The 5,520-nt window shown below is 66.4% G+C and carries 6 protein-coding genes and 1 pseudogene; 3 read left to right on the forward strand and 4 right to left on the reverse strand.

What is annotated here, in order from left to right; genetic code table 11:
• Positions 1–239: pseudogene (locus VFW69_RS20665) on the reverse strand (hypothetical protein); the annotation flags it as partial.
• 115 nt (positions 240–354) lie between these two features.
• On the opposite strand from VFW69_RS20665, the gene VFW69_RS20670 reads away from it, so the two are divergent.
• A complete protein-coding gene (locus VFW69_RS20670; RefSeq protein WP_526504055.1) occupies positions 355–1,017 on the forward strand; it encodes a TetR family transcriptional regulator in 663 nt (220 codons plus the stop codon).
• Between the two features lie 52 nt (positions 1,018–1,069).
• Here VFW69_RS20670 and VFW69_RS20675 read toward each other — a convergent pair whose 3' ends face one another.
• Genes VFW69_RS20675 through VFW69_RS20685 form a run of 3 tightly spaced genes read right to left on the reverse strand, consistent with a single transcriptional unit; the run spans position 1,070 to position 4,269 of the window.
• Complete coding sequence (locus VFW69_RS20675; protein WP_526504057.1) at positions 1,070–1,879, reverse strand: enoyl-CoA hydratase/isomerase family protein; 810 nt, start codon at positions 1,877–1,879, stop codon at positions 1,070–1,072.
• A gap of 12 nt (positions 1,880–1,891) precedes the next feature.
• Positions 1,892–3,052: a thiolase family protein gene (locus VFW69_RS20680; RefSeq protein WP_526504059.1), complete on the reverse strand. Its 1,161-nt coding sequence runs from the start codon at positions 3,050–3,052 to the stop codon at positions 1,892–1,894.
• On the reverse strand, positions 3,049–4,269 hold the full coding sequence (locus VFW69_RS20685) for a Zn-ribbon domain-containing OB-fold protein (RefSeq protein ID WP_526504060.1): 1,221 nt from the start codon (positions 4,267–4,269) through the stop codon (positions 3,049–3,051). Before VFW69_RS20685 ends, VFW69_RS20680 begins: the two co-directional genes overlap by 4 nt.
• Positions 4,270–4,400: 131 nt before the next feature.
• Here VFW69_RS20685 and VFW69_RS20690 point away from each other — a divergent pair, with 131 nt between their 5' ends.
• The gene (locus VFW69_RS20690; protein ID WP_526504064.1) at positions 4,401–5,240 is read left to right on the forward strand and encodes an SDR family oxidoreductase; all 840 of its coding nucleotides are present in this window, start codon (positions 4,401–4,403) and stop codon (positions 5,238–5,240) included.
• Positions 5,241–5,249: 9 nt separating this feature from the next.
• Positions 5,250–5,520, forward strand: a 271-nt coding sequence (locus VFW69_RS20695) for an acyl-CoA dehydrogenase family protein (protein ID WP_526504062.1), incomplete at its 3' end; no start/stop codon positions are given.

A 5,520-nucleotide genomic window follows, 5' to 3' on the forward strand; every position in this document is an offset into this window, starting at 1 on the left:
TGAGCGCCCTCGAGCGGCTGGAGGATCCGTCCGCGGTACTGCCCGTCGGTCGGGAACCAGAACGCCCAGCGGGTGGCGGTGTCCGCGAACCCACCGTGGATGTAGCGATGCGGGATCGGTTCCGATCGCTCTTCGTCGACGTCCACGTACGGCGTACCGAAGAACCCGTCCGTCGACACGTACCCGGCCACGTCGATCGTGCCGGTCCCGACCCCCGAACGCTGACCGGTCTCGGTCATCGATGCCTCCCCACAGTCGTGTCACCGCCACTTCGTTGTCCGCTGGACGCAAAAAGTTGCGGGTGTCTGCCAACTTTTGCACCCTCTGCCATGTTTTGTCTAGAGTCGTGTCGTGATGACCAAACCCGCCGCTGCGGCCCCGCTCGCCGAGGAAGGGGTCTGGGATCGTCGCCGTCGCCTCGTCGCGGGCGAGATCGAGCAGGTCGCACTCCGGTTGTTCGCTGAACAGGGCTACGACAACGTCACGACCGACGACATCGCCCGGGCATGCAAGATCTCCGCACGAACCTTCTTCCGGTACTTCGCTGCGAAACGCGATGTGCTCCTGGCAGTCCCACGCCGCAGCCTCGTCGTCCTGTGCGACGCGGTGGACCAGCGCCCCCCGAGCGAAGACCTCCTGACCTCCTGGCGAGCGGCCGCCATCGGTGTCCTCGGTGGCGACGAGGTCGATCTCGCCCTGATCGAGCAGCTCAAGGTGCTCGTCCGGGACAGCCCCGACCTCGTCGACACGATCAACGGCGACGCCGAGCTCACCGAGCGGTTCGTGCGGACCAACGCCGAGCGGCTCGGCGTCGATCCGGCGACCGACCTGCGTCCCATCATTGTCGCGGGCGCCGTGCGCAACGCGCTCATCGCGGCATTGGAGCAGTGGTCCTCCGGCCGTGCCGACGACCTCGCGCGATCCTTCGGCGAGGCCTTCGACATCCTCGCTCGCCTCGACGCGATCGGTGGTCGACGCGCCGCCAAGACCTCGCGTCCGCATAGCCAGCGCAGGTAGCAGAATCGAACACCGCTCGGACGCCGTTGTGCCGCAGCGTCCGACGAGTCCGCTACTTCTTCGAGCGCGCCCGGAACGCGGCTACCCGCTCCTTGAACTCCGGGGTCGAGAACGACGTGAACTCCTCGGCCAGCGCGTACTCCAGCACGCCGAGCGCGGCCCGCGACAGGTGCATGTTCATCGCGACCTTGCTGGCGCGCAGTGCCTGGGGCGGCAGACCGGCCAGCCGCTCACCTATCGCGAGCGCCTCGTCGAGCACGGTGTCATCGGTGGCCACTTTGGTGACGAGGTTCAGCTTGTCCGCGATGGCCGGGGTGATCCGATCCCCCAGCAGCACATACTCTTTGGCCTTCATCAGGCCGATCAGCAGCGGCAGCATCGCGGTGCCGCCGTCGCCGGCCACCAGGCCGACCGCGACATGCGGGTCGGCCAGGTAGCTGTTCTTCCCCATCACCAGGAAGTCGCTCAACAAAGCGATCGAGCATCCCAGCCCGACAGCCGGGCCGTTGACGGCCGATACCAGCGGCTTGGGGAAATTGATCACCTCGAGAAACACCGTGCGAGCCTCGGTGATCTGAAACTGACGTGCCACCGAGTCCTCGATGAGGCGCCCGAACATCACCATGTCGCCGCCAGCTGAAAATGCCTTGCCGACACCGGTTGTCACCACCGCCCGCACATCGTCGTCGGCGGCCAGTACCCGCCAGATCGTCGCGAACGCGTGGTGCACCTCCTCGTTGACGGCGTTGAACGCCTCCGGCCGGTTGATGCTGATCACGTGCACGTTGCCGGTCTTCTCCACCAGCAGCCACGGCGCAAACTCTTCGTAGCCGGGTAGGGTGGCGATCTCGGAAGTGGTCATGTGATGGTCCTATCAGTTCTTCTGGTTGGAAAGGACGGTGACCGCGGAGACCGCGGTCGGACCGCCGATGTTATGCGCCAAGGCGATTCGTGCACCGTCGACCTGATTCTCGGCTTCACCGCGAAGCTGGTTGAACAGTTCGTAGCACTGCGCCACGCCGGTGGCGCCGGGCGGATGCCCCTTGGCCTTCAACCCGCCGCTCGGGTTGATCGGAATCGACCCGCCCACATAGTGTTCGCGGCCTTCCACCAACTTGTAGGCCTCGAAACGGTGGGCGAACCCCAGATCTTCGTAGCTGATCAGCTCGACGCCGGTGAAGCAGTCGTGGACCTCGGCGACGTCGATGTCGCGGGGCGTCACCCCGGCCATCGCCATCGCGGCCTTAGCGGCACGCACCGTCGGCGGAAAGGTCGTCATGTCCGTCTTGTGCTGGTGCATCACCCGGTCCATACCTAGCCCCACGCCGCGAACCCAGACCGGACGGTCGGTGTAGCGGTCGACGACGTCCTCGGCGGCCAAGATCACTGCGGCGGCTCCGTCGCTCTGCGGGGTGCAGTCGTAGAGCCCGAAGGGTTCGACCACGATCGGCGCCGCCAGCGCCTGCTCGACGGTGATCTCATAGCGCAGTTGAGCTTTCGGGTTGTTCACCGCGTGGAAATGGTTCTTCACCGCCACCATCGCCATGTGCTCCTTCGTCGCCGGCGACTCGTGCAGATATCGCATCACGTGCAGCGCGAAGTTCGCGGGCGCGACCAGCCCCAGCGGGTAGTCCCAGGCGTTGTCGCGGGTCATCGCCGCCCAGTCCCAGAACGTGGTGTTCGAGGAGGTCTCGCGGACCTTGTCGGCCCCAACCACGAGCACCACATCGTAGAGGCCGGAGGCGATGGCGAGCGTTCCGTTCCGGATCGCGTCATTGCCCGTGGCACAAGCATTTTCGATACGCGTCACCGGAATATCGGTCAGGTCGAGGGTGTCGGCCAAAATGCCCGAAGGGAACCCGTCGGTGGTCGACAACTCGCCGAACCACGCGGCTTCAACCTCTGACTTCTCGATACCCTTGTCGACCTTGGCGACCGCCTCGGCGTAGGCCATCGGCACCAGGTCCTTGATACCCAGTTCGAAGTGTTCGGCGAACGGCGTCATCCCGGCACCGACGATGGCGACATTTCTCATGCGTGGGCTCCTTCCAGCGTCCGTCCCGGCCAGAAGGCGTAGCCGTAATCGGGAATGCCGGTGCGAGTGGCAATCCTGCGCAGCACCACCGACCCCGACTGTCCGATCGTCGCCTCACCCGCGGGCACACCGGTGACTTTCAGCAGCACCCGCACCGGGCTGTCGTCGAGCTGAACGACGGCCAGTGAATACGGGCTAGGCAGATCGGGCACCGGAATCCGCACCGTGGTGTGGGTGTAGACGGTGCCGGTACGCGGCAGCGCCTCGAGCCGGTATTCGGTGGCCAACCGTCCGGCATTGTCGACTCGGAGCCGCGGCGGGAACTGCGGCGCGGTATCGATGCCGGGACTCTCCTCGAAAACCACTGCTTCCCAGCGGATCTTCGGCTCGAACGCGCGCGCATACGCGGGCATCGAGATCGGAATCCCGACGCCGTCGGCAACGCGTGTCTTCGGTAATTCGCGGGCCGGGAACTCGTCGCGAGCAATCCGGGTGTTGGTGCCCTCCACCGCGAGGTCGGCTGCGCTGATGCTGGACTGCTCGACCGTAAGCACCAGCCCCGAGGCGCCCGCCTCGATTGCATCGGCCAGCAGCAGGATGATCGCCGCGGCAGATACGGTCGGATCGCCGACGGCGTGCGTTGTGTCAAAGTCGTTCGCTACGTGTGCGAGTGGCACGCCTGCCACCGCGGCCAGCGCCGGGCTACCGGTCAAGCCCAGTCGGGTCAGGGTGGAACGCACCCCGACTTCGCGTTGCAGCCGGGGGTCGACGTAGGCATGCCGAGCGCCGTCCTCCCCACGGGCCGTCAACGGCAGGCTGCGCGTCTGGCGTGCCAGCGGGGTCACGGTGGCGCCGCCATCGCCCGTGAGCACCGCGCCGGCCCCCGCCGCGAGATCGTTGTCGTCGGCGGCGATTACCAGGGTCGTTTCGCCGGCACTCACGTTTTGGTCCAACACTGCGGGCGCACCGCCGAGCACCTCCGTCACGTGGGTGTCGGCCGGCAGCGACAACGCGGCCAACAGCACCGCACCGTTACCGCCCTCCAACAGTGGAAAATCACGTGAGACCAGCACCACGCGTTGCGCCGTGGCGTCGGGATCGGCGGCGCGGCCGGCGGCGACGGCCATGGTCAGCGCGTCCTCGTCGGGACCCTTGACCCGCCGGTCGCGCACCGTCCAGGGCGGCAGATAGGTGCCGATCGAAAAGACCTGAGTCATACATCCCCGCTTTTGTGGATGACCGCGTTACATCGCCCAACTAATAATCTATATAGTTATATCATTCGACGTCACAGCCTAGCGATGCACGGAAGGGTCAACGAACCGTGGGTAATCCCCATCCTCGCACTCTGAAAGATCGCGTCGTGCTGATAACCGGTGCCAGCCGTGGCATCGGCGCCGCCATCGCCGAGCGGATCGCCGAAGACGGTGCCGACGTGGCATTGCTGGCCAAAACTGAGACGCCGAATCCCAAGATCGCGGGCACCCTCGCTGAGACCGCGGACGGCGTGCGACGTGCGGGTGGCCGGGCCCTCCCGCTGACCTGCGACGTGCGCGACGCGGTTGCGGTCGCATCAGCCGTCAACGCGGTGGCCGACGCGTTCGGCGGCATCGACGTCGTCATCAACAATGCCGGAGCCCTGGATCTGCGGCCGACCGCGCAGCTACCGCCCAAGAGTCTGCGCCGGCTGCTGGAGGTCAATGTCGAAGGGCCGTTCGCGATCGTGCAGGCCGCACTTCCGCACTTGCGCCGGTCGGACAACGCGCACGTGGTCAATGTCGCTCCCCCGCTGAACATGGACCCCAGATGGGTCGGCGCCCATGTCGGGCACACGGTGGGCAAGTACGCCCAGAGCCTGCTGACCTTGGGATGGGCCGAGGAGTTCGCCTCGGTGCCGATCGCGGTGAATTCGCTGTGGCCGGCCACCACGATCGCCAGTACGGGAATGATGGTCGCGATGGGCGAGGAAACGGTGCGGGCGCAGGCCCGCAGCCCGCAGATCATGGCCGAGGCGGTGCACGCGCTGGTCACCCGTCCCGCCGCGGCGTGCAGCGGCCACTTCTACACCGACGAGGAGATCCTTCGCGAGGAGGGCCGCGCCGACCTCTCGGAGTACCAACTGGCCGCGAACGAGGATGACCTGACGCCCAACTTCTACCTGCTGTCGGCCCCAGTGCCTACGGTTTAGGAAGCGGCAGTGGTGAATTCGTTCGATGCGTTGAGCGCCCGGGAGCCTGAGTTGGTCAAGCTGCGGCATGCCGTGCGCGACTTCTTGGAGTCCGACCGCGCTGAATTCGGCTGGCAGCCCGGCGTCGACTCGTGGTTGGCAGGGTGGGACGAAGACTTTTCCGCACGGCTGGGCGCGGCCGGTTTCATTGGCCTCACCATTCCGCAGCGGTACGGTGGCCATGGGCTGGGGCATCTGCACCGTTACGTGGTGACCGAGGAGCTGATCGCGGCGGGTGCGC

Source organism: Mycobacterium sp. (genome assembly GCF_036273375.1).
In the GTDB taxonomy this organism is placed as follows: domain Bacteria; phylum Actinomycetota; class Actinomycetes; order Mycobacteriales; family Mycobacteriaceae; genus Mycobacterium.